Source organism: Pseudalkalibacillus sp. NRS-1564 (assembly GCF_050467905.1).
Taxonomy (GTDB): domain Bacteria; phylum Bacillota; class Bacilli; order Bacillales; family Guptibacillaceae; genus Guptibacillus; species Guptibacillus hwajinpoensis_B.
The window spans coordinates 24,372-47,908 of the sequence record NZ_JBITPM010000019.1; the positions used below are offsets into that span (position 1 = coordinate 24,372).

Annotated in this window: 21 protein-coding genes and 1 riboswitch; of the genes, 20 read left to right on the forward strand and 1 reads right to left on the reverse strand. The window is 39.2% G+C overall.

Annotation, left to right across the window (positions count from 1 at the left end):
* The first annotated feature begins 267 nt into the window (after window positions 1–267).
* The 16 genes from ACIFPW_RS10095 to ACIFPW_RS10170 all read left to right on the forward strand — a co-directional run bounded on the left by ACIFPW_RS10095 (window position 268) and on the right by ACIFPW_RS10170 (window position 18,548).
* Window positions 268–1,962 (forward strand): AMP-binding protein, encoded by a 1,695-nt coding sequence (locus ACIFPW_RS10095; RefSeq protein ID WP_430243944.1) that lies wholly within the window; start codon window positions 268–270, stop codon window positions 1,960–1,962.
* Window positions 1,963–2,218: 256 nt separating this feature from the next.
* Entirely contained in the window at window positions 2,219–2,812 is a 594-nt protein-coding gene (locus tag ACIFPW_RS10100) for a TetR/AcrR family transcriptional regulator (RefSeq protein ID WP_430243946.1), read from the forward strand.
* Window positions 2,813–2,864: 52 nt separating this feature from the next.
* Window positions 2,865–3,638 carry an enoyl-CoA hydratase gene (locus ACIFPW_RS10105; RefSeq protein WP_430243948.1) on the forward strand — a complete coding sequence of 258 codons (774 nt, stop codon included), beginning with the start codon at window positions 2,865–2,867 and terminating at the stop codon, window positions 3,636–3,638.
* A 29-nt stretch (window positions 3,639–3,667) separates the two neighbouring features.
* Window positions 3,668–4,438: an electron transfer flavoprotein subunit beta/FixA family protein gene (locus ACIFPW_RS10110; protein WP_194219345.1), complete on the forward strand. Its 771-nt coding sequence runs from the start codon at window positions 3,668–3,670 to the stop codon at window positions 4,436–4,438.
* A gap of 12 nt (window positions 4,439–4,450) precedes the next feature.
* Entirely contained in the window at window positions 4,451–5,428 is a 978-nt protein-coding gene (locus ACIFPW_RS10115; protein WP_194219346.1) for an electron transfer flavoprotein subunit alpha/FixB family protein, read from the forward strand.
* A 254-nt stretch (window positions 5,429–5,682) separates the two neighbouring features.
* Entirely contained in the window at window positions 5,683–5,994 is a 312-nt protein-coding gene (gene trxA, locus ACIFPW_RS10120; RefSeq protein WP_194219347.1) for a thioredoxin, read from the forward strand.
* 143 nt (window positions 5,995–6,137) lie between these two features.
* On the forward strand, window positions 6,138–7,334 hold the full coding sequence (locus ACIFPW_RS10125) for a hypothetical protein (protein ID WP_430243952.1): 1,197 nt from the start codon (window positions 6,138–6,140) through the stop codon (window positions 7,332–7,334).
* Between the two features lie 87 nt (window positions 7,335–7,421).
* The gene (locus ACIFPW_RS10130) at window positions 7,422–8,369 is read left to right on the forward strand and encodes an NAD-dependent epimerase/dehydratase family protein (RefSeq protein ID WP_430243954.1); all 948 of its coding nucleotides are present in this window, start codon (window positions 7,422–7,424) and stop codon (window positions 8,367–8,369) included.
* On the forward strand, window positions 8,342–9,286 hold the full coding sequence (locus ACIFPW_RS10135; protein WP_430243955.1) for a lysylphosphatidylglycerol synthase transmembrane domain-containing protein: 945 nt from the start codon (window positions 8,342–8,344) through the stop codon (window positions 9,284–9,286). The genes ACIFPW_RS10130 and ACIFPW_RS10135 overlap by 28 nt, the downstream gene beginning before the upstream one ends.
* Entirely contained in the window at window positions 9,283–10,746 is a 1,464-nt protein-coding gene (locus tag ACIFPW_RS10140) for an alkaline phosphatase family protein (RefSeq protein ID WP_430243957.1), read from the forward strand. Before ACIFPW_RS10135 ends, ACIFPW_RS10140 begins: the two co-directional genes overlap by 4 nt.
* On the forward strand, window positions 10,743–11,516 hold the full coding sequence (locus ACIFPW_RS10145) for a glycosyltransferase family 2 protein (RefSeq protein ID WP_430243959.1): 774 nt from the start codon (window positions 10,743–10,745) through the stop codon (window positions 11,514–11,516). The genes ACIFPW_RS10140 and ACIFPW_RS10145 overlap by 4 nt, the downstream gene beginning before the upstream one ends.
* 66 nt (window positions 11,517–11,582) lie before the next feature.
* Window positions 11,583–12,350 carry a hypothetical protein gene (locus ACIFPW_RS10150; protein ID WP_430243961.1) on the forward strand — a complete coding sequence of 256 codons (768 nt, stop codon included), beginning with the start codon at window positions 11,583–11,585 and terminating at the stop codon, window positions 12,348–12,350.
* A 30-nt stretch (window positions 12,351–12,380) separates the two neighbouring features.
* Window positions 12,381–13,319 carry an FTR1 family iron permease gene (locus ACIFPW_RS10155; protein ID WP_430243962.1) on the forward strand — a complete coding sequence of 313 codons (939 nt, stop codon included), beginning with the start codon at window positions 12,381–12,383 and terminating at the stop codon, window positions 13,317–13,319.
* Window positions 13,320–13,432: 113 nt separating this feature from the next.
* Window positions 13,433–14,941, forward strand: coding sequence for a hypothetical protein (locus ACIFPW_RS10160; protein ID WP_430243964.1), 1,509 nt, complete (start codon window positions 13,433–13,435; stop codon window positions 14,939–14,941).
* Between the two features lie 77 nt (window positions 14,942–15,018).
* Window positions 15,019–16,800 (forward strand): excinuclease ABC subunit UvrC, encoded by a 1,782-nt coding sequence (uvrC, locus tag ACIFPW_RS10165; protein WP_430243966.1) that lies wholly within the window; start codon window positions 15,019–15,021, stop codon window positions 16,798–16,800.
* A gap of 79 nt (window positions 16,801–16,879) precedes the next feature.
* A riboswitch (Lysine riboswitch) is annotated at window positions 16,880–17,068 on the forward strand.
* 244 nt (window positions 17,069–17,312) lie between these two features.
* Window positions 17,313–18,548 carry an aspartate kinase gene (locus ACIFPW_RS10170; protein ID WP_430243968.1) on the forward strand — a complete coding sequence of 412 codons (1,236 nt, stop codon included), beginning with the start codon at window positions 17,313–17,315 and terminating at the stop codon, window positions 18,546–18,548.
* A 30-nt stretch (window positions 18,549–18,578) separates the two neighbouring features.
* On the opposite strand, the gene ACIFPW_RS10175 is transcribed toward ACIFPW_RS10170, so the two are convergent.
* Window positions 18,579–19,022 carry a YslB family protein gene (locus ACIFPW_RS10175; RefSeq protein ID WP_430243970.1) on the reverse strand — a complete coding sequence of 148 codons (444 nt, stop codon included), beginning with the start codon at window positions 19,020–19,022 and terminating at the stop codon, window positions 18,579–18,581.
* Between the two features lie 308 nt (window positions 19,023–19,330).
* Here ACIFPW_RS10175 and ACIFPW_RS10180 point away from each other — a divergent pair, with 308 nt between their 5' ends.
* From ACIFPW_RS10180 to ACIFPW_RS10195, 4 genes are all read left to right on the forward strand, one after another.
* Entirely contained in the window at window positions 19,331–19,939 is a 609-nt protein-coding gene (locus tag ACIFPW_RS10180; RefSeq protein ID WP_194219360.1) for a succinate dehydrogenase cytochrome b558 subunit, read from the forward strand.
* 74 nt (window positions 19,940–20,013) lie between these two features.
* On the forward strand, window positions 20,014–21,777 hold the full coding sequence (gene sdhA / locus ACIFPW_RS10185; protein WP_430243972.1) for a succinate dehydrogenase flavoprotein subunit: 1,764 nt from the start codon (window positions 20,014–20,016) through the stop codon (window positions 21,775–21,777).
* Window positions 21,777–22,535, forward strand: a complete 759-nt coding sequence (sdhB, locus tag ACIFPW_RS10190; RefSeq protein ID WP_194219362.1) for a succinate dehydrogenase iron-sulfur subunit — start codon at window positions 21,777–21,779, stop codon at window positions 22,533–22,535. Before sdhA ends, sdhB begins: the two co-directional genes overlap by 1 nt.
* 353 nt (window positions 22,536–22,888) lie before the next feature.
* Window positions 22,889–23,116 (forward strand): helix-turn-helix domain-containing protein, encoded by a 228-nt coding sequence (locus ACIFPW_RS10195; RefSeq protein WP_369810531.1) that lies wholly within the window; start codon window positions 22,889–22,891, stop codon window positions 23,114–23,116.
* The last annotated feature ends 421 nt before the right edge of the window (window positions 23,117–23,537 follow it).

A 23,537-nucleotide genomic window follows, 5' to 3' on the forward strand; every position in this document is an offset into this window, starting at 1 on the left:
TTATTTATTTTATTTTGTATGATGGTTCAAGAAGAGCAGGTACTTTACCTGTTCTTTTTTTTCTTCAAAATTCTGTGCGCTCTTATCACAACTTAACCTAAATATGGATAGAATAATGTCGTATGCTCGTCTGTTTTTTACGACCTAAAATGCCAATGTATTCAAAAAATTAAAAAAAAGATAGGATATTTGAAGCGTTTTCATTATAATTATCATATAGAGAGAGTTTTGGTTTGGAAGGAGTCGTGAAAGGGAGGTTGATGAAAATTGACAAACAATGGCGCAAAAGAATGGTTTGATTATTATCAAGAAGGAGTACCGACTTCAATAGAGTATGAGGAAAAGCCCCTTCATGCGTATCTTGTTGATGCAGCTACAAAACATCCTAACAAAAAGGCAGTTCACTTTCTGGGAAAAGAACTTACATTTCAGGAATTATTTCATCGCTCAAGACGACTTGCGAATTCATTGCGGGATCACGGTCTGAGCAAGGGCGGAAGAGTATCAATCATGCTTCCTAATTGCCCTCAAGCTGTGATTAGTTATTACGCTGTATTGATGGCTGGGGGAGTGGTCGTTCAGACGAATCCACTATACATGGAGAGGGAACTAGAACATCAATTAAGAGATTCTAAGGCGGATATGATGATCTGTCTTGATCTTGTTTTACCGAAAGTATTAAAAGTAAAAGATAAAACAGTACTAAAGCACATTGTTGTAACGAAGATTCAGGAGTATTTACCTTTTCCTAAAAATGTTCTGTATCCACTCGTGCAAAAGCAAAAGAAGCAGGGATTACTTGTTGAAATGCCTTCAACAGACCAAATCCATAGCTTTTTGCAATGGGTGGCAAACGGTAGTAACGATGATATACATGTTAATGTGGATTCCAAAGAAGATTTGGCTCTTCTTCAATACACTGGGGGAACTACAGGTCTCGCAAAAGGAGTTATGCTGACACACTATAACCTCGTTGTTAATACGATGCAATGTAAGAACTGGATTCGTGATGCTAAATATGGCGAAGAGAGTGTGATGGGAATTCTCCCTTTTTTCCACGTTTACGGAATGACTTGTGTGATGAACTTATCGATTATGTATGCTGCCAAAATGATCATACTTCCAAAGTTTGAACCTAAAGATACATTGAAAACGATTCAAAAACAAAAGCCAACCTTATTTCCAGGTGCACCAACTATTTATATCTCTTTATTGAATGATCCGAATATCGATCGCTATGATCTCTCGTCTATTAAGGCTTGTATTAGCGGTTCAGCTCCACTTCCAATTGAAATCCAACAAAAATTTCAAGAGAAGATTAGCGGTCGTTTAGTGGAAGGTTATGGTTTAACTGAGTCATCTCCTGTAACCCATTCCAATCCTTTATCAGATGGTACTGTCGTTGGTAGTATTGGTTTACCTTGGCCAGACACAGATGCAAAAATTGTGAACGCTGCAAATGAAGAAGCTGAAGTGAAGGAAATCGGCGAATTAATTGTAAAAGGTCCTCAGGTGATGAAGGGGTATTGGAATCTACCAGATGAAACCGCTGCCGTATTGAAGGATGACTGGCTTTATACTGGTGACATGGCTTACCGAGATGAGAAGGGCTACTTTTATGTCGTTGATCGGAAAAAGGATATGATTATAGCAGGCGGATATAACATTTATCCACGCGAAGTTGAAGAAGTTTTATATGAACACCCAGCAGTTCAAGAAGCCGTTATTATTGGTGTACCTGATGCTTATAGAGGAGAAACAGTGAAAGCATTCGTTGTGCTAAAAAGTAACGTTGAAATAACAGAAGATGATTTAGATCAACATTGTCGACGTTACCTTGCTGCTTATAAGGTACCTCGATTATATGAATTTCGGGAGGAACTTCCTAAAACAACCGTTGGTAAAATTCTACGTCGTGTTCTAGTCGACGAAGAGAAAGTTAAACAAAACCAATCGATGTAGCGATTGGTTTTGTTTTTTGGTTTCAGTTAAATCAATACGTATTAAATAAAAAATTCCAATTAAAATTCCGTAAAGATTCGCACATTTCTGCTTATTATGATATGATGTATTTGCAAAATAACTCTCGATTCCAACCGAGCGCTCGTTCAGAAATCTTATGTTGACAATAGCATAGTCGTATCGCTACAATAAGATTATGAATGAATGCTCATTCATTTTGAATGAGTGCCGGATAAAGAATAAGGGAGAGCTTCATATGGTTGAAAAGGGGAAAAAAAGGGGTCCGAAATACGACAAAATCATTGATGCGGCTGTTGTTGTCATTGCTCAAAATGGTTATCATCAAGCGCAAGTATCCAAAATTGCGCGTGAAGCAGGCGTGGCAGACGGTACGATCTACCTTTATTTTAAGAATAAAGAGGATTTGTTAATTTCGTTGTTTCAGAAAAAAATGGGAAGTTTTATCGATAAGACAGAGGAACAAATTGTAAAGAAAGATAATGCAATGGATAAATTGTTCACGCTTATTGATATGCACTTTAAACATCTAGGTTCTGATCATGAGCTTGCTATCGTCACGCAATTGGAACTAAGACAAACAAATAAAGCCCTTCGAGCACAAATTGGCGAAGTACTTAAGAAATACCTTACGCTCGTTGATCACATATTGCATGAGGGAATTAAATCAGGATTGTTTATTGAGGAACTAGATATTCGTCTCGCAAGACAAATGATCTTTGGGACACTCGATGAAACCGTAACGAATTGGGTTATGAAAGACCACAAATTTGAATTAGAACCACTTGCAAAGCCACTTCATAATCTTTTGATCAATGGCTTAAGCAAATAAATAGAGACCCCGGCTTTGACTGGGGTCACAAAGTTTTGAGAGGAGTGGAGAAGTGGAATTCATTAACATTTCAACTGAAAACAAAGTGGCACAAATTACGCTGAACCGTCCACCAGCTAATGCAGTGGCATCGGACGTATTGCGAGAATTGTCAGAAGCATTCACTCAAATTGAAAACGATCCAGCAACAAAGGTTATATTGCTCTCTGGAGAAGGAAGGTTTTTCTCAGCAGGAGCTGATATTAAAGAGTTTACAACGGTTAGCACTGAAGAGGGATTTGCTGATTTGGGGAGCTTCGGTCAACAATTATTCGACAAAATGGAAGCGTTCCCAAAACCGATCATCGCTGCTATTCATGGTGCTGCGCTTGGTGGTGGACTAGAACTTGCAATGGCATGTCATATTCGTCTTGTAACTGAAGATGCAAAGCTAGGTCTCCCCGAACTACAGCTGGGTTTAGTACCGGGATTTGCAGGTACTCAAAGGTTGCCAGCATTAGTGGGAAAAGCAAAAGCAACAGAGATGCTGCTAACGAGCGAGCCAATCTCAGGACGTGAAGCTGTTGCAACTGGTTTAGCGAATCAGATGTATAGCGAAGAAGAGCTTCTTCCGAAAGCGAAAGAGCTTGCTGAGAAGATTGCTATGAAGAGCTCTGTGGCAGTTGGTTATGCACTTAAACTTCTTACTTATTCTAAATCAGAAAAGTTTGATGAAGGCGTTCAAAAAGAAAAAGAGTATTTTGGAAAGGCATTTGCTTCAGAAGATGGTCAAGAAGGCATTCGAGCCTTCATCGAGAAGCGTCAGCCAAACTTTCAAGATAAATAAGGTGAACTATTTCAGGGAGGGATAAAGATATGAACATTTATGTCATTATGAAAAGAACGTTTGATACTGAAGAAAAAATCGTAATTGAAAATGGGAGAATTAGTGAAGAAGGCGTTGAATTTATTATTAATCCATACGATGAGTATGCCATTGAAGAAGCGATCCAACTTCGCGACGATCATGGCGGAGAAGTAACGGTTGTAAGCATTGGTGACGAAGAAGTTGAAAAAGAGTTAAGAACAGCTCTAGCGATGGGCGCGGACAAGGCAGTTCTCATTAACAATGAAGACATTGATGAGAGTGATCAGTATACGACGACTGCCCTTCTTGCTGCTTATTTTGAAGATAAGGAATATGACATTATCCTTGGCGGGAATGTTTCTAATGATAACAGCACTGGTCAGATTGGACCGCGTCTTGCTGAAAAACTTGGAATCGCTTACGTAACAACGATTACGAAGCTTGATATTGATGGAACAACAGCGACAATGGAACGTGATGTTGAAGGTGATATGGAAGTTGTTGAAGCACAGCTTCCGTTACTTGTAACAGCACAGCAGGGACTTAACGAACCTCGTTATCCATCACTTCCAGGGATTATGAAGGCTAAGAAAAAGCCACTTGAAGAAATAGACTACGACGATCTTGATATAGATGAAGACGAGATCGAAGCTAAAACGGAAACAATTGAAGTTTATTTGCCACCAAAGAAAGAAGCTGGCAAAGTACTTGAAGGTGAAATTGGAGATCAAGTGGAAGAATTAGTGAAATTACTTCGCCAGGAAGCGAAAGTTATATAGGAGGGAATCAACATGGCCAAAAAAGTACTTGTATTCGCAGAAGCTCGTGACAATGAATTACGAAATGTATCATTTGAAGCAATTGGTGCTGGGAAAGAAATCGCAGCCGGTGGTGAAGTGATTGCAGCAATTGCTGGTGAAAGTATTAGTTCTTTAACAGACCAACTATTTCACTACGGAGCAGACCGTGTGATTAAAGTAGAAGATGAAAAACTTAAAAACTATACAAGTGATGGATATGGTCAGGCATTTTTGCAAATCGTTCAGAGCGTCGATCCGGATGCTATTTTAATGCCCCATACGTCAATGGGCAAAGATTTAGCACCACGTCTTGCAAGTAAGCTTGACGCTGGACTTGTCTCCGATGCTACGGGTATTGAACTTGATGGTGAAGATGTCGTATTTACACGTCCAATTTACTCTGGTAAAGCTTTTGAGAAGAAAAAAGTAAAAGAAGGCGTTGTTCTTGCAACGATTCGTCCAAATAATATTTCTGCTCTTGAAATCGATGAATCACGCTCTGGTGAAGTCTTTGAAGAAACCGTAGAAATAAAGGACCTTCGTACGATCGTGAAAGAAGTGGTCCGTAAATCTACATCAGGTGTTGACCTTTCAGAAGCAAAAGTGATTGTAGCCGGCGGCCGAGGCGTTAAAAGTGAAGAAGGATTTGAACCACTTCAAGAACTTGCGGATCTTCTCGGTGCTGCTGTAGGCGCGTCCCGCGGTGCTTGTGACGCTGACTATTGTGATTACTCCCTTCAGATTGGGCAAACAGGGAAAGTAGTTACACCTGACCTCTATATTGCTTGCGGTATTTCTGGTGCTATTCAACACTTAGCAGGAATGTCTAACTCGAAAGTGATAGTAGCAATTAATAAAGACCCTGAAGCAAGCATTTTTAATGTTGCAGATTATGGTATTGTTGGTGATCTCTTTGAGGTTGTACCATTACTTACACAAGAGTTTAAGAAAGTATTGCAAACAAGCTAAGAAAAAAAGCGAGCTTATCTAGCTCGCTTTTTGTATAGAGATCATTACGATCTTATTTCATTATTTCAGGCTCGTTTTATTAATGAAGAGATAGGGAACAATGAAATTAAGTCAAAAGAATGGAATCAGAAAGAGTATTAATGATATACTCATTTTGTGCCTATTGATATGAAATCAAATTGGCAGAGCACACTGAGGCAACCGGCCTTAACCTGGTAAACTCAAGTGATAATGTTTAAGGAGGAAGATACAGTATGGCTATCGTACACGCAACAGATCAAAGTTTCGCACAAGAAACAAGTGAAGGTCTCGTTCTTGCAGACTTCTGGGCACCATGGTGTGGTCCTTGTAAAATGATTGCTCCAGTACTAGAAGAGCTTGATTCTGAGATGAGCGACGTAAAAGTTGTAAAGCTTGACGTTGACGAAAATCAGGAAACAGCAAGTAAATTTGGGGTAATGAGTATCCCAACACTACTTGTATTCAAAAATGGTGAGGTAGTTGACCAGGTTGTCGGCTTCCAACCAAAAGAAGCACTTGCACAGACGCTTTCTAAGCATCAATAATTAGTTAAGTTTCAAACACCCTGATCTGTTTTAGGATCAGGGTGTTTTTTTTGTTATCTTCAAATGAAACGGTATTGACACTGATAATCGTTCTCGATATAATCATCATGGATATAAGACCTGACGAAAAGGAGTTTTACATAATGAAGAAATCGGCTATGCTATTCACTTCTATTACGCTTGCAGCTACGGTTCTTGCTGCTTGTGGTAATGATTCTGAAAATGCTACAAACACAGAAAATAACAGTTCTAAGCAAGAACAAACGAATTCTGATGATAAGTCTAGTGAGATGTCAATTGAAAGCGCTGCTACTACGAAACAAGTAGAAGCTTATCAGACGATTACTAATGAACTAAACAAAATGAAGGAAGATCAAGAAGTAGATTGGGAGTTAGTTGAAACTACCTACACTAGTGACTTAAAGAGCGCTGTGAATGAAATTGATAATGAGTTTGATACATTTATCTCTACTGGAATTCAAGCTGGAAAATCTGGAGAGCTTGATAAGAATGTAGCTCGTCAGATCATTGATAAAGGGACACAGTCATACTTTTATCAAAAGCAAAAATCCCTTCAACAGGCAGTGATTGATGCGAAGGATGCTAACAAAGAAGATGAGGCTATGCTTCATTTTGAAGAAATACAGTTACTAGCAGAAAAAGTATTTGTTCCTACAGCCGAAAAACGCGACTCCTACTATGAACTTGATGGAGATTCAAGTATTGTTGAGAATATTAACAATGGCCTATCAGCGCAGGAACAGGCGCTTTCTGAAGGGAATATGGAAGATTTTGCTGTGACGAAGCAAGTAACGGATAAGTCCATTTATAAGAGCTACTACTTAGCTTCTAATTCCTATGCAGAAAAGATTGAAGAAGCGGTAAAGACTGGTGAAACAGATGAGTTACAAGTGATGCAAACAGAAGCTCTCGGTTTTTATCAAGCAATAAAAGGATCACTCTCAGGCGGCGATGAAGAAGCGGCTGAGAAGTTAAGTGAATTATTCGATATAAGTAACGATCCAGAGGCAATCAAAGCTGATGAAGTAAACGGTTTGTTCGCAAAAGCGTTTACAGGAAAAATCAAAGGATATCACGAGAAAGTAGCTGAGCTAGCTAAAGAAGACAAGCTTTCTGAAGGTAAAGAAGCTGCAATGGAAGCCAATGTATTCTTAAAAGCGATTGAAATGCCATTAATGGAGGCAATCGGTGAAGAGGAAACGGATGCAGTCTATGAAGACGCACAAAACTGGTTTGATGCAGTTGCTAGTGAGAATGCAGATGAAGTGCAAAAGCTAAGTGATCGCATTTTGACCGAACTAGAAAGTGTAGTAGAATAGCTTTAGATTGAAATGGCCGCTAAATGCGGCCATTTCTCTTGTAGGACGGATTAATTTGAAACACTGAAAAATATAGGAGTGCCTGAGATGAAAATACTCATTACTGGCGGGGCAGGTTTTATAGGAAGTAGCCTTGCAAAGTCGCTTTTAACAGCTGGTCACGATGTCTCAATCATTGACCATTTCTCTTCCTATTATGATATTAATCGAAAAGAAGAACATCTAGAAGAAGTGAAAAAAGCTGGGTCAATTAAAGTTCACGTTTTTGATTTATTAGATCATGAAAAAACGGATGCTCACTTCAAAGAGCATTCTTACGATAAGGTGGTTCATCTTGCTGCACTTCCAGGAGTTCAATATTCATTAACACATCCACATGACTATATTGATCAAGATATCAAAGTAGTGGTAAATGTATTAAAAGCTGCGGGTGATGCGGGAGTCCCCCATGTTTTATTTGGTTCTTCTTCATCAGTATACGGTAATCGTGAGAATGGCCCGGTGTTAGAAGATGAGGCAAATGGCAAAGTGAAGTCTCCGTATGCAGCTGCTAAAGCTGGAGCAGAATCTTTTTGCCATGCGTATCAATCGCTTTACGACTTTAAGTTAACGGTTTTACGATTTTTTACAGTGTATGGGCCATGGGGCCGTCCCGATATGGCGATTCCTCTATTTATTAATAAGTTAATAAAGGGGGAGGAAATCATTGTTTATGATCGTGACCAGTCTAGGGACTTTACGTATATTGATGACATTGTTACAGGTATAACATTAGCATTCGAACAAAAAGGAATATCAGAGATTTATAATCTCGGTTCGGGTACGCCGATTCAGCTTAATGAACTTATTACTTCGCTTGGTGTCTATTTTCCTGATGCGAAAATACTTGATGGAACATTTCGTCCAGGGGATGTAAGGCATACATGGAGCGGTATTAGTAAGGCTAGGGAAGAATTGGGATATACTCCGAAGGTGAAGTTTGAGGAAGGATTAAGAAGGACAATCGAATGGGCAAAAAAATATCACGCTTATTAAAGTGGTCATTTGGAATTGGCCTATTCATTTCATTTGGATTCCTTCTTTTTCAAGAGTTTAATCTGTCGAGTCTTTTAGCTCTTACCTCTGAATTGCTAAGTGAACCATGGTGGTTAATCGCTATGATAACTGGATACACATGTTCTTTTTTACTGCGTAGTTGGTGCTGGCGATTACTTGTTGATAAGAATATATCAATTAGGGTTTATTTAGCAGGGGTTTTTTATAGTCTCTTTTTTAACCATCTACTTCCTTTCAAGGGCGGAGAGGCTGTGCGTATGGGAGTGCTTGCGCAGAAACAAAAAGGGCGATGGGGAATGGCTATTCAATCCGTGCTCGTTCTCAGGTTAATTGATCTCTTCTGGTTGGGGGTTTTTTCAGTTATTGGGGCGGACCTTATTGGGATTGATATCAACCTGACTTTTTTCATAACAGCGCTTGTTATTTTTGGTGTTACCGTGAGTGGGGTGATTATCTATCTAAAAAAACATCACGCTGCTTCTTTTTTTAATAAGCAGATAACTACCATGCAGACTCTTGTAAGTTCACCACATATGGTGCTTGTTCTAACGCTATCTTGTATAAGCTGGGTAGCTGAAGGAATCGTCGTATTTAGCGTAGCGAGTCTTATTGGACATCTGTTTACATATTCAGATGCCATGTGGGTTACATCATTATCAGTCGGATCTGGTGTCTTTCAATTAGCTCCAGGTGGCTTTGCGACTTACGAAAGTGTGATGAGCTTTTCACTTAATCGGGTAGGTTTCGGATGGGAAGAAGCCCTTTCAATTGCGATTGTCACGCATGCATTTAAGTATATTTATTCTTTTGGCGCTGGATTAGTGGCGTTCTATCTTTATCCTCTTCGATTACAGGAGTTGAAGTCGTTTATGAATAAGAAAGGAGAAACATCATGAAACAAGCGTCAGGCTTTGAAAAGATAGCAGCAAGATGCTGGAATCTGTTAAATGAAGGTAAGCCATTTACACCAATCTTTGTTACAGGGACAATTTTGTTATTTTACATTTCACAATGGACTTCTATAGAGTTCTGGGGGGCTTTCTTTGTTGGACTAGGCGTCGTATTGCCTCTTTTAGTACTCTACTACGTTTATGATTACCCATTATTTTTACGAAATTATTTATGGATGCCTCTAATTGGGTACCTGCTGATTTTTGATTCATTTTCACTTCAAGTAGCCATGCTAGGTATAGGTCTCTATTTTTTCTTTACTGTCTTTTTCTGGGGAACATTCTATTACCATCTTCGAATTGGAACGAGCTGGCTTAACTTCACTCGTTTTTGGAAGTTAGTGCTTAAGAATAGTGATTCTACTAGTGGTAACGCGCAAGAACAACTTCCGAAGTTTTTATTAATTCTACCATTATGGGTGATGGTTATTGACTCTTCAGTAAAGAATGAAATGACTTTTGAATGGACGACTCTTGTTTTCTTTTATGCAGGAATTTGGTTATTTAGTTTTATTCTTCACCATTACTTATTTGACTGGAAGCCCGCAATTAAATCAGATTATACGAAAGCTGTGCCACCTACGTCGACTAATGAGCGTGTCATTATGATTGTAATCGATGGAATGCGAAAAGAACGATTCCAGGAAGCCAATACGCCTTTTCTTGATTCATTAAAGAAAAATGGGACAGAATACAGTCAAATGGAGACGGTATACCCTGCGCGTACAGTTGTTTGCTTCTCCTCGATGATGACAGGTACATATCCTCTTGAGCATGGTATTAAGTCCAATATGGTTTGGAATCTTGGCGTGAAAGTAGAGACGATCTTTGATTCGTTAAGAAAAGTTGGGAAAACAGGAAGGTTACTCGGTATTGCCCACCTTGTTGATGCTATGGGAGATGACGTAGATACTGTAACGGCAGTTATGAATAACGATGTGGCTGATACGAAAATTATGGAGGGCGCTCGTCAGATTATGTTAGATAAAAACCCTGACTTTTTCACTGTACAGCTTATTGGGACCGACCAAACTGGTCATGCGAGAGGAGTCTTGTATGATGATTACATTCAAAAAATTGAAGAAGCTGATAAATTAGTGGAAGATTACGTTGGTTTTCTTGAAGTGAATGGGTTTATGGAAAATACAACACTCATTGTTTGTGCCGATCATGGACAAGCAGATGGCATTGGGGGACATGGTCATCTAGATGAAGGAGAACGATTTGTTCCATTCTTTATGAATGGGCCATTTATCGAAAAGGGGAAAATTGTAGAAGAAAGGCATAGTCTTACTTCAGTAGCGCCAACCGTTGCTCATTTATTAGGTGCCCCTATCCCTTCACATAGTAGAGGAGCGATACTAGAAGAAGCGCTTCAGGATAGGAAGGAAGACATTATCAAATGAAACAGCATGTGATTGTTTTTTTACCCGCGCATAATGAAGAGCATGCCATTGGAGAAGTGATTAAGCAAATTCCCAGAAGTATTCATCCTTCTGTTCAGGTGAGCGTTCTCGTGATCGATGATGGCTCAACAGATCGGACAGTAGAAGTAGCTAAAAAGGCTGGAGCTAACTATATTTATTCTTTTGATAACAATCAGGGTCTTGGTGCCGCAGTTCGAAAGGGGCTTTCCTATTCTGTAGAATTAGGTGCTGACATAGGTGTGATGCTTGACGCGGATAATGAATACCCTGCCTGGCAATTAGCTGACCTTCTCGAACCTCTATTCAAAGGGGAGGCAGACTATGTGATGGGTTCTCGTTTTAAAGGTACGATTGATGGGATGCGACTTCATCGTCGTTTAGGCAATTATTGTTTTACATTTATTCAGTCCCTTCTTTTACAAAGGTGGATTTATGATGGTCAGTCTGGGATGAGAGTTTTCTCTAGACAAGCTATGGAGCATGGAGAAATCATTCATGACTACAACTATGCACAAGTCATTACATTAAACCTTGTTCGAAAAGGATTTAGAGTTAAAGAAGTTCCAATTACGTACCAGGTTCGATCTACTGGTGAATCATATATTAAGTTTAAAGCGTATTTAACATCTGTTTTACCGGCTATTTTGAAAGAAATGATGCGACCAGTTCAAAAGGTGTCGATTGACTATAGTGCGCATAAAATCTTGCCTGGACACATGACAAGTATGGTGGCAGAAAAGTCACACTAATTGCAGATCTGTTATTGACTTCAATGGTGATAATCATTATCATTATCAATGAGGAGGATATTTCAAATGATAAAACGTATTCTGTCATCAGCATTAATAATGACACTAATTTGTATACTAGCAGTTCCTGATCTTGCCAGTGCATACTCTTATGGTGACCCAACCGAAGAGAAAGTAGCTGAAGCATACAGTGAGATGTCTGCAAAACTTAATGAATCTCCTCCGAATTTTGCAGAAGCGAATAAAATTTTTGCTTCCGTTAAAGACGAAATTCAATTACATATGGGTGAAGATGCGGTTCAAGCTGTTCAAAAGGAGCTAGACAACGAAGACAAGGAAGCTGTTATAACGAATATGCAGCAAGTCCTGGTCTTAAATATTTCACGTCGACTTGAAAACGCTGAAACAGATTTTGAAGAATATGATACAACAAGAAAGCTAGTTGGCAAAGCAGATGCCACATATAAAACGCTCTCTCCCGTGGTAAAACAAACGAATCCCGAACTTGATGAAAAGATAAAGAATGAATTTGAGGTATTGCTTGATTCGCTTGGTAACCCTGGCCTTTTTGGAGTGGGGGAGAAAGATTCAGATGAAGAGAAATACGCTGAAAGTAAGAAAGTTATACTTGATGGACTAAAAAATCATTTTGATATGAAATCAGTTGAAATTGGTCACTTTGGAGAAAGTGCAACAGAGGATGAAAGCGCTGGTAGTGAAAAAACGGATTGGACTGATCTCGGTCAGCTATCGAATTGGGTGCCAATCGTTATTCTCATCGTTGTGATTGCAGGAGTAGTAATTTACACAACAAGAAAACGGCGACGCTCCTAAAATCTTTGTTTACGGAAAGGGGAAAGTTTAATGGAAATTCAGGCATTACTGATCATGTTCAGAGAAGTACTTGAAGCGCTTCTCATAATTGGAATCATAACTACCTATATGAAACGAATGGGACAGTGCCAGTATAATAAATATGTCTGGTTAGGTGCTGGGCTTGCTGTAGTTGCAAGTGTAGGCGTAGCCATGTTGTTCCAGGTTGTTTTCACCGGGTTCGCAGCGATGGGAAGCGAGATTTACCTGAAAATTTCCATTATGCTAATCTCCGCCGTATTATTAACTCAAATGGTATTTTGGATGGCTTCACATAGTCGCAATCTTAAAGGAAAGACAGAAGGGAAAATGACGGAATACATTACAACGGGTAACGTGGTAGGTATGGTCATTCATTCTTTTCTCGTTGTCCTTCGTGAAGGTGTAGAAACCGTATTTTTCTTTGCTGCAATTACTGGTGGCGATATTGGTAAAGGATTTGAAGGATGGGGAGCGATTACTGGAATCTTGATTGCTTCCACTGTATCGTACTTTTTCTTTAAGGGCACGATGCGCATTCCGCTTAAATCGTTCTTTAAGATTACTGGAATCTTTATTGTACTTATTGCCGGTGGCTTATTTGTACAGGGAATTTCGATGATGCAGGATATTAAACTAATTGGTAGCGTAATGCCTCATGTATACGATCTTACATGGTTCTTGCCAGAACATCCGATTGACTACGCGCATTATGTTCGTGATCATGGTGTGGCACCTCTTCTCTCAGGAGACATTGGAATTTTCTTTAAAGCGTTGTTCGGTTACTCTTCAATGCCTTCCATTGAAGAAATCATCGCGTACGTTGGTTATTTTGCAGTGATTTATCTTCTTGTGAACTCAAAGAATGAACCTGTAAAATCAGAAGTGAAAGAACCGAGTAAAGCGATTTTTAAAGCGACAAACGAAATGAAGCAATCGACAGTTAAATAAATTTCCAAAGTGCAAGGCGAAATTCTTCGTCTTGTACTTTTTTTCATCGGAGGTATTTAAAAAGGATAGATTAACGTATGACCCATACCAAGAATTATAAAGGATGATTAGGATTGGATCGATCAGGTAGATACCTTATACGAGCTAGAAGCATTAAAATACTCATCTGGCTGATTTCAATGAGCAGTATCTTGTTGATTATTTGGTGGAGAACCGCCTATGCAACTGAGTTACCACGTTCTTGGGATCAAGTCGATTTCTCACTAGCCCTAAATCGATTTGATTTATTTGCCATGCAACCTCACTTTCCCGGATATCCCTATTTTATTCTAGGTGGGATGTTGTTAAATAAATGGATAGGAAATCCCGTTGAGGCTTTAACGTTATGGAATGGACTATTAATGTCGCTTTCTATGTATCCAGCATATGCAGTTAGTCGCTCTTTTCTTTCAAAAACACTTAGTATGGCATCAGTAGCTCTTATTCAATCAATGGTATTTGTCAACGTGTTAACCATTCAACCGATGAGCGAGGCGGCAGCGGTGGCTATTCTATGGTGGTACTTATGGAGTTTGCAAAAAGCATTTCATCGCGAACATTCATTCACGAGCATCGATGTCGCTTCTTTGTTGTTTAGTTTACTTTTAGGAGTTCGTTTATCTTATTTACCTTTTGGTGTCGGCCTTCTACTACTATTAATACAGAGAAAAAAGCAGCATAAGTCCATTAAATCCTACAGTTTATTTTTACTCACCCAGGTCGGTATAGCCGTCATCTTTCAATTAATTTGGGTAGGGGGTCTTGCTGCTTCTGAAGGTGGCGTAGCTGCATTTTTACAGCTAGCCTTTGGGTTCTCTGAAGGTCACTTTGAAGAGTGGGGTGGAACTGCGGTTTCAGCCTCAGCCCCACTTTTGGAACGAATATCACATCTGATATTGAATAATATAGTTTGGACAGGTCTTAGCGGTCAATCGCTAATGATTTTACTACTATATCTAACCTTTTTTACGTTCATGATCTTCCAAGGGGTGAAAAATAGTGGGAGAACATTGCGAGAAATTTCATGGTTTGGATGGGCATTTGTCGCTATGGCATTTAGCTATTTTCTATGGGCCCTTTTGGCACAAAACATTGATAAGCCAAGACATATCCTGCCTCTACCTGGGATAATAATGCTAGGATTTCTCTGGATAGGGTTAGGAAGACAGGGTAATAACTCAACGAAAATAATGCTTGGTTTAGCCGTAATGATTAGCATACAATCACTTGTTTCCTATTCAACAATGAAAGAAGCAAACGATCCAGCAGCTGTTTATCAATTGATGGATTATGTAGAGCAAATTAACGAGCCGGTCATTGTGTATACTTGGGAAGAAACTAGGGTAATGTCCTATAACAAGGTGTCATTTGAACATGAACAAATTTATACGTATTCAACCTTTCTATCTGATCTTCAATATTATGATGAGCATCGCGTATTTTTAACAGGACAGGTTCTCGATGGATTTAAGAAACAGAATATATCGATGGATGGTCAGATCAAAAAGGTCAAAGAATTCCAATCCTCCACATTGTATGATCCTGTCTATCATGACATTGTTTTATATGAGTTATTAAGATAATAGAAAATTGAGGTAATGTGTTACAATGAGAGGGGAACATAGATACGCCTTGAAAAGGAGTAGTGAGGTGAGGCAGCATGGAACAACATCTTAAAAATAAGCTAGCAATCCTTCCTGACCAGCCCGGGTGTTATTTAATGAAAGATCGCCAGGGAACGATTATTTATGTTGGGAAGGCAAAGGTGCTAAAAAATAGAGTCAGATCTTATTTTAGTGGATCACACGATGGAAAAACGCAGCGGCTTGTAAGTGAAATACGTGATTTTGAGTATATCGTAACCTCCACAAATCTTGAAGCTCTTATTCTTGAACTTAATTTAATCAAAAAACATGATCCGAAATATAATGTGATGCTTAAAGATGATAAAAGCTATCCTTATATAAAAATAACGGCAGAAGAACAGCCCCGCTTAATTACGACACGTAAAATAAAAAAAGATAAAGGTAAGTATTTTGGTCCATATCCGAATGCTTATGCAGCTAGTGCAACAAAGAAGCTTTTGGACCGACTATATCCTTTACGTAAATGTCGTAAAATGCCTGATCGCGTCTGTCTTTATTATCATATAGGCCAGTGTTTGGCTCCATGTGTCAACGACGTCTCTAAAGAGCAAAATAAAGAGATGATTGACGGGATTACGCGTTTTCTAAACGGAGGTCACCAGGAAGTTAAAGAAGACATAGAAAGAAAGATGACCACAGCATCTGAGAATATGGATTTCGAGCGAGCAAAAGAGTTTCGTGATTTAATGTTTCATATTGATAAAGTTATGGAAGTGCAAAAGATCCAATCTAACGATGGTATTGATCGGGATATTTTTGGATATAGTTTCGACAAAGGATGGATGTGTGTTCAAGTTTTCTTTGTACGACAAGGGAAGTTAATTGAGAGAGATGTTTCACTTTTCCCTTTCTATAATGATGCTGAAGAAGATTTCTTAACTTATATCGGTCAGTTCTATCTTCAACAAAATCATCCTAAGCCAAAAGAAGTATTGCTTCCTCAGCAGGTTAATGCTCAAATGGTAGAAGAACTTCTACAAATTCCAGTTCACCAGCCAAAAAGAGGCAAGAAAAAAGAGCTTGTCGAGCTTACAATGAAGAATGCGACCATTGCCATTAATGAGAAATTTTCATTAATTGAACGCGACGAGAAAAGAACGATTGATGCTGTTGACAACTTGGGAGAAAAGCTTAATATAGAAGCTCCGCTCAGAATTGAAGCTTTTGATAACTCGAACATTCAGGGCACGAACCCTGTATCCGCTATGGTTGTTTTTCTTGATGGAAAGCCAAAGAAAAATGAGTATCGCAAGTACAAAATCAAAACAGTGGAAGGACCAAACGATGTAGGTTCTATGAAAGAGGTTGTGAGAAGAAGATATTCAAGAATGCTTAAGGAAAATGGTCCGCTTCCTGACTTAATTATTATTGACGGCGGAATAGCTCAAATACAGGCGTCACAGGATGTGCTCGAGAATGAGCTTGGTCTGGACATACCGGTTTGCTCGCTGACGAAAGATGAGAAACATAAAACGTCTCATCTTCTTATTGGTGATCCTCCTGAAGCTGTTTATCTACCAAGAAATAGTCAGGAATTCTACCTGTTGCAAAGGATTCAAGATGAAGTACACCGATTTGCGATTACGTTTCATCGACAGCTTCGAGGAAAATCGATGCTTAAGTCAAGTCTTGATGATATTCCCGGTATCGGAGAGAAGAGAAAAAAGAAGCTGCTAAATCATTTTGGATCGATCAAAAAGATGAAAGAAGCAAGCGTTGAAGACTTACACAACGCAGGACTACCAATGAATGTTGCAGAGGAAGTAGTCGCTCGATTTGAAAGTCAATCAAATTAATTTGTAAGAACATGTTGCGGCATTCACGTAAGTTCGTTATAATGAGTGAAATTTAATAGTTCCACACTTCGAAAGTTGAAGTGATGGTAGAGGCGCAAAAACCAATAATAAGCTTACTGAAGAGTGTTAAGACTCAGTGATAGGAGCTGAAAGGGGGATTTGCCGAAGTGGAAAGACGCTTATCCGTCTGAAGCTGGATCTGTATTGAATAAGTGCAGAGCTGTCATCCAATACCTACCCGGGAATTGGATGGAGAACTATCTCACAAAGGGACGTTTTCTTGGATTTGTTATGAAAACAACAGTGAGGTTTTTCTCATTGTTGTTTTTTTATACTTTAATAAACGCTTTACAAGTTTAAAGTATAAAAAATGAAGGCTATCGCTATTTCAATCTGGTGAGTGGCCGAGTTTTTTAATATCCATTTCGACTCTTAGTTAGTGAGTGTTTGTAACGTGCGATGATTACGCACTATGAGGGATAACGAGCTGCATGAAAGAAAGGATGGAGAGAGTGGGACTACGCGTATTGAAATTCGGAGGTACGTCTGTTGGAGATGTAGAGAAAATCAAAAATGTTTCCAAAAGGCTTATGGAAGCTGTAAATAATGGAGATGAGGTTGTTGCGGTTGTTTCAGCGATGGGCAAAACAACGGATGAGCTTTTAGGATTATCAAAAGGGATAACAGCTACACCGTCTGCAAGAGAGCTTGATATGCTTCTAACGACTGGAGAACAAGTAACAACAGCGCTTCTTTCAATGGCATTAAATGAAGAAGGGTACGATGCTATTTCATTAACTGGCTGGCAAGCAGGAATTAAAACAGAGTCGCTTCACGGCAATGCCAGAATCCTCGATATTGATGCATCACGTATGAATCAACACCTTGCTGAAGGGAAAATTGTGATTGTAGCAGGATTCCAGGGGCTAACTGATACGTCTAACATCGCGACGCTAGGGCGTGGTGGTTCCGATACAACAGCTGTGGCGATTGCAGCAGCTCTTAAAGCGGATCGTTGTGAGATATATACAGATGTGGATGGCGTGTATACGACAGATCCTCGATATGTGAAAGGTGCAAGAAAGCTTTCTACGATTTCTTATGATGAAATGCTTGAACTTGCTAACCTTGGGGCTGGTGTCTTACATCCTAGAGCGGTTGAGTTTGCAAAAAACTATAACATCTTGCTTGAGGTCCGCTCGAGCTTTACGAATGAACCTGGAACGCTAATTGAGGAGGTCGTATCAATGGAACAAAATTTGGTGGTTAGAGGTCTGGCTTTTGAAAGTAATGTAACAAAAATAACAATTTCAGGTTTGCCGAATGAGATTACAACACTTCCTTCCTTGTTCTCATCTCTTGCGGCAAATGGTATTAATGTAGATGTGATCATTCAAAGTACAGGAGAGAAAAATACAACGAGTATCTCATTCTCAATTGAAACAGCCTCTCTTGAATTAACTCTTGATGTGCTCCGTCGCATTAAAGTGAAACTTCCCTACGAACATATTTATCACGAATCAGAACTTGCTAAGGTATCCATAGTAGGATCAGGTATGATTTCTAACCCTGGCGTTGCGGCACAAATGTTTGAAGTACTTGCTGAACACGGGGTAGAAATGAAGATGGTGAGTACATCAGAAATCAAAGTGTCAACGATCGTTCCAGAAGATAAAATGATTTATGCTATTGAGTCGCTACACGATAAATTTCAACTAGATGAAAGAACCCCTGTTAAACAAATGTAATCAAAAAGGAGACCACATGTGGTCTCCTTTCTATTCAATCTGATCTTTTGGGTCCCATTTTACTGTGATTTGAATTTCATTCTTTTTATCAGTTTCATAGGCTTCAGCGATGCAACGAAGCATATTTTGATATTGTTCAGCAAGAAAACCTGCTTCTAGTTGATAACAAGCATTTCGACTAGTATTTCTTCGCTCAGTGATAAGAGCTGACTGAAGATCAAACGTTACTTCATTCTTTTTTTCTTGTGCAATTGATAATTTACCCCATCCAGCACGCTGAAAAAAATCCTCGATCTCTTCTCGAGTGGAGAGCGGGAATTGCCTAGCCATTTCTTTTCCAGTCCAATATAAAACAGCCGGCTGTTCACTACCAAGAAGTTCAGGAATAAGAACTTCTCTATAAAATTCATATCCAAAAGCAGTTGTTTCTATTTCATGACTATAATCAATCGAGTTTGTGCGCTTCTTAAACATAAATTCCTCCCAGCTTTTCTACAAAATAATTATAACGTTTTATCGACAAATCCTCCATAGCACCATAGATAGAATTTATATATATAGAAAGCGTATTCAATTGAGATATACGCAGGTGTTGCAAGGGAATTTTGAAAAATCTAAATGTACACGTTTTCTTGACGGTCCTAAATGATGGGAGTACAATGGGTATGTCACAATATAATCGACAGAAAGCGATGATTTCTGTGCATGCAAAGACTTCTTTATTAGAAAAAAATGCACTGGCAGATGGTAGCTTAACAACTTAAAAGGGGGACACACAAAACATGGCCGCAAGTCGAGACTTTGTAAGCCGAAAATTGCATTCGCTTCTAGGAGTAATTCCGCTCGGACTTTATGTTACTCAGCATCTCACTGTTAACTATTTTGCAACAAGAGGGCCCGAGGCGTTTAATGACGCAGCTCATTTTATGGAGAGCCTTCCTTACAGGTATTTGCTTGAAATTTTCGTCATTTTCTTACCGCTCTTATTCCATGCGATTTACGGTGTTTATATCGCATTTCAATCCAAAAACAACGTAAGTCGATATGGCTATTTACGTAACTGGATGTTTTATTTGCAGCGGATTTCTGGCGTTATCGTATTAATATTTGTAACTTGGCACGTCTGGCAAACGAGAATACAAGCTGCGATGGGAGCAGAAGTAAACTTCCAAATGATGGCTGATATCTTGTCTAATCCAGGAATGATGATCTTTTACATCGTTGGTGTACTTGGTACTGTCTTCCACTTCGCAAATGGCTTATGGTCTTTCTTTGTAAGCTGGGGCTTCACAGTAACACCAAAATCACAGCGTACGATGACATACGTAACAATGGTCATTTTCGTTGCACTTTCAGTTGTTGGCATGCGCGCATTATTTGCATTCGTTTAAGAAAGTGAACTGTCTTCACCACGTCTGATACATAACTTTCAGACAGAGCCAGCATTTAAGGGGGAACTGTTCTTATGAGTAAAGGTAAATTAGTGATAGTTGGAGGCGGCCTTGCAGGTTTGATGGCTACCATCAAAGCTGCGGAAGCTGGAATGCAAGTAGATCTTCTTTCCATCGTTCCGGTAAAACGTTCTCACTCTGTATGTGCGCAGGGGGGAATTAACGGGGCTGTTAATACAAAAGGAGAAGGAGATTCTCCTTGGGAGCACTTTGATGATACAGTTTATGGAGGAGATTTCCTTGCAAATCAACCTCCAGTAAAAGCAATGTGTGATGCAGCGCCTGGTATCATTCACTTAATGGATCGTATGGGCGTAATGTTTAACAGAACACCAGAAGGTCTACTAGATTTTAGACGCTTTGGTGGAACACAACATCATCGCACTGCTTTTGCCGGTGCAACAACCGGGCAACAGCTTCTATATGCGCTTGATGAGCAAGTTCGTCGCCATGAAGTAGCAGGCCTCGTTACAAAATATGAAGGATGGGAATTTCTCTCCGCTATTTTAGATGATGAAGGTGTATGCCGAGGAGTTGTTGGTGAAAACTTAACAACTTCTGAAATAAGAAGTTTTGAAGCAGATGCGGTTATTATGGCGACTGGTGGACCAGGTATTATCTTCGGTAAGAGTACAAACTCTGTTATTAATACAGGTTCTGCTGCTGGTGCGCTTTATCAGCAAGGGGCTATTTATTCTAATGGGGAATTTATTCAAATTCACCCAACAGCAATCCCTGGTGATGACAAGCTTCGTCTTATGAGTGAATCTGCACGTGGCGAAGGTGGCCGCGTTTGGACGTATAAAGACGGTAAACCATGGTATTTCCTTGAGGGAAAATACCCAGCATATGGGAACCTTGTACCGCGTGATATTGCTACGAGAGAAATTTTTGATGTGTGTGTTAGTCAAAAGCTTGGTATTAATGGAGAGAACATGGTTTACCTTGACCTCTCACATAAAGATTCAAAAGAGCTTGATGTTAAGCTTGGCGGTATTATTGAAATTTATGAGAAATTCATGGGTGACGATCCTCGTAAAGTCCCTATGAAAATTTTCCCTGCTGTACACTATTCAATGGGTGGTTTATGGGTTGATTTTAACCAGCAGACTAATATTCCTGGGCTATTTGCTGCTGGTGAATGTGATTATTCTCAACACGGTGGCAATCGTCTTGGAGCAAACTCGCTATTATCTTCTATTTATGGTGGCATGGTTGCTGGTCCAAATGCGGTTGACTATATTAATGGATTAGAAGCAACGGTTGAGGATCTCTCTTCTTCATTATTTGAAAAGCATCAACAAGAAGAGCAGGCAAAGCAGGACGAAATCATGAAGATGAACGGAACAGAGAATGCTTATCAAATTCATAAAGAGCTTGGCGAATGGATGACAGCTAACGTAACGGTTGTAAGAAACAACGACAAGTTAAAGGAAACAGATGAGAAAATTCAAGAGTTGATGGAGCGTTACGAGAACATCAATATTAATGATACATCCAAGTGGAGTAATCAGGGGGCTTCATTTACTCGACAATTATCTAACATGCTTCAGTTGGCACGGGTAATTACAATCGGAGCCTTAAACCGTAACGAAAGTCGCGGTGCTCACTACAAGCCTGAATTCCCTGAGCGTAATGATGAAGAATTTCTTAAAACAACAATGGCTAAATACGATGCAGTCAACAACAAACCAGAATTCTACTATGAAGAAGTAGATACATCATTAATTCCACCTCGTAAACGCGATTATTCTAAGAAGAAAGCGGGGGATAAATGATGAGTGAGAATAAAACTGTCACACTTAAGATAAAAAGGCAGGATGGACCTGAATCTAATTCATATGAAGAAACGTTTACGATTCCATATCGTCAAAATATGAACGTTATTTCTGCTTTAATGGAAATTCGTCGTAATCCAGTTAATGCAAACGGTGAGAAAACTACACCTGTTATTTGGGAAATGGGTTGTCTAGAAGAAGTATGCGGAGCTTGTTCGATGGTCATTAACGGAAAACCACGTCAATCTTGTACTGCTTTACTAGATCAACTTGAGCAACCAATTCGCTTAGAGCCAATGACCACATTCCCGGTTGTGCGAGATCTTGCTGTAGATCGAAGCAGAATGTTTGATGCACTTAAGAAAGTGAAAGCATGGATTCCGATCGATGGTACCTATGATCTTGGACCTGGTCCGAGAATGCCTGAGAATAAGCGACAGTGGGCATATGAACTATCAAAATGTATGACATGTGGTGTTTGTCTTGAAGCGTGTCCGAATGTAAATAGTCGCTCGGAGTTTATTGGACCAGCTGCTATTTCACAGGTTCGATTATTCAACTCACATCCAACAGGTGAGATGAACAAAGAGGAGCGTCTGGAAGGCTTAATGGGAGAGGGTGGACTTGGGAACTGTGGTAACTCACAGAACTGTGTGCAATCTTGTCCGAAAGGAATTCCACTAACAACTTCTATTGCTGCAATGAATAGAGCAACGTCACTTCAAACGTTCAAAAACTTTTTTGGAAGTGATCACTAGGAAAAGATCCCCTACAAGGGGGTCTTTTTTTAGTTTCAGATAATTCTTAAGCTATGTTAGCTTATACCGTGGGTTCTCGATTTTTTCTGCGAAGCGATTGATCATGACAGAACTTAATTGATTCTAAGATCTACAGCTTCTTTAAAAGAGCCAAGTCTTAAGAAAAGAATAAAACCTTATTACGATATTTCTCAGGAAATGATGAAGAAGAACGAAGGTTGTCATAATAAATTCTCTAAACTGTTTTTATGCAATGTGTGAATTAATGTAACACGTAAGATAGAAATTCATATATTGTATGGACTATATAATTTCAATCGAAGTTGCTTTGTTGCCCTATCGAGGAGGGTGGAATGTTGAAAGGGAACCACTACCGACCAAAGCCACTATTAACCAAAAGAGAAAGAGAAGTTTTCGAATTGCTTGTTCAAGACAAAACGACAAGAGAAATAGCAGAAGAATTGTTTATTAGCGAAAAAACAGTTCGGAACCATATTTCGAACACGATGCAAAAGCTGGGGGTAAAGGGGCGTTCTCAGGCTGTTGTCGAATTGCTTCGACTGGGAGAATTAGAAATATAAAACTGTGCCGGCTTAAAAGCCGGTTTTTTCTTTTGTGAAACGTCTTGTTTGCTTATACTGTTAATTCTAGATTATTTTTTCATTCGAGTTAAGTGTCATTCTGTGAAAAAGAATCAATGAGATACATAGGAACTTAAACTTCATGATAAAGGGTAAGGAAGAGAAATTTATAGAGATCAGTCTATGAAGTGAGTAGGTTAAAATAAAAAAGAATGAATAGTATGTTAAGATAACAAAAAGGCTTATAACAAGATGTTTCCATGCGAAGGAGAGACACTTATACAAACAAGCGTAGCTTATTAGTAGATTTTCTTTTGTATGATAATGACATAAAATATCGGCAAATGAAATGAATGGAAGATAGAAAATTATCTTCGGGTTGTTATAAATAAAGCAATAGATTATGATATCAACTATATTA

Coding starts and splice junctions, on each gene's coding strand:
- ACIFPW_RS10145 (WP_430243959.1), top strand. CDS start 10,743: ATGAAACAGCATGTGATTGTTTTTTTACCCGCGCATAATGAAGAGCAT.
- sdhA (WP_430243972.1), top strand. CDS start 20,014: ATGAGTAAAGGTAAATTAGTGATAGTTGGAGGCGGCCTTGCAGGTTTG.
- ACIFPW_RS10175 (WP_430243970.1), bottom strand. CDS start 19,022: ATGTTTAAGAAGCGCACAAACTCGATTGATTATAGTCATGAAATAGAA.
- ACIFPW_RS10150 (WP_430243961.1), top strand. CDS start 11,583: ATGATAAAACGTATTCTGTCATCAGCATTAATAATGACACTAATTTGT.
- sdhB (WP_194219362.1), top strand. CDS start 21,777: ATGAGTGAGAATAAAACTGTCACACTTAAGATAAAAAGGCAGGATGGA.
- ACIFPW_RS10155 (WP_430243962.1), top strand. CDS start 12,381: ATGGAAATTCAGGCATTACTGATCATGTTCAGAGAAGTACTTGAAGCG.
- ACIFPW_RS10130 (WP_430243954.1), top strand. CDS start 7,422: ATGAAAATACTCATTACTGGCGGGGCAGGTTTTATAGGAAGTAGCCTT.
- ACIFPW_RS10115 (WP_194219346.1), top strand. CDS start 4,451: ATGGCCAAAAAAGTACTTGTATTCGCAGAAGCTCGTGACAATGAATTA.
- uvrC (WP_430243966.1), top strand. CDS start 15,019: ATGGAACAACATCTTAAAAATAAGCTAGCAATCCTTCCTGACCAGCCC.
- ACIFPW_RS10140 (WP_430243957.1), top strand. CDS start 9,283: ATGAAACAAGCGTCAGGCTTTGAAAAGATAGCAGCAAGATGCTGGAAT.
- ACIFPW_RS10195 (WP_369810531.1), top strand. CDS start 22,889: ATGTTGAAAGGGAACCACTACCGACCAAAGCCACTATTAACCAAAAGA.
- trxA (WP_194219347.1), top strand. CDS start 5,683: ATGGCTATCGTACACGCAACAGATCAAAGTTTCGCACAAGAAACAAGT.
- ACIFPW_RS10125 (WP_430243952.1), top strand. CDS start 6,138: ATGAAGAAATCGGCTATGCTATTCACTTCTATTACGCTTGCAGCTACG.
- ACIFPW_RS10100 (WP_430243946.1), top strand. CDS start 2,219: ATGGTTGAAAAGGGGAAAAAAAGGGGTCCGAAATACGACAAAATCATT.
- ACIFPW_RS10180 (WP_194219360.1), top strand. CDS start 19,331: ATGGCCGCAAGTCGAGACTTTGTAAGCCGAAAATTGCATTCGCTTCTA.
- ACIFPW_RS10135 (WP_430243955.1), top strand. CDS start 8,342: ATGGGCAAAAAAATATCACGCTTATTAAAGTGGTCATTTGGAATTGGC.
- ACIFPW_RS10110 (WP_194219345.1), top strand. CDS start 3,668: ATGAACATTTATGTCATTATGAAAAGAACGTTTGATACTGAAGAAAAA.